At 60.4% G+C, this 318-nt stretch carries 1 pseudogene; it reads left to right on the plus strand.

From position 1 onward, the window contains the following. Positions 1-122: 122 nt before the first annotated feature. Positions 123-318 (plus strand): annotated as a pseudogene (locus WDW90_RS38635) (aromatic ring-hydroxylating dioxygenase subunit alpha); the annotation flags it as partial.

Raw genomic sequence — 318 nt, forward strand, 5'->3', positions numbered from 1 at the left:
TGTCCGGCCCATGCATCGCGGCCCGATGCCTGTGCCTGGTTCACTGTTTGGGTCAGCCGACAATCGAAGACCTCTCAGTGCCCAAGCCGCACCAGCCACTTACAACGCGAGGAGGAAGGTGAATGCCCGCCAGGACTTACCAGCAATGGACCGCGAACCCACCCCTGCAGGCCGGTGAGTGGATCGACAGTCGGCTCTACACGGATCAAGAGATCTTCGACGAAGAGCTTGAGAAGACCTTCAAGCACACCTGGGTTCCGGTTTGCCATGAGTCCGAGCTGCCGAAGCCCTACGACTTCCGCACCACCAGCATCGCCA

This window comes from Methylobacterium nigriterrae, from assembly GCF_037106235.1.
GTDB lineage: Bacteria > Pseudomonadota > Alphaproteobacteria > Rhizobiales > Beijerinckiaceae > Methylobacterium > Methylobacterium nigriterrae.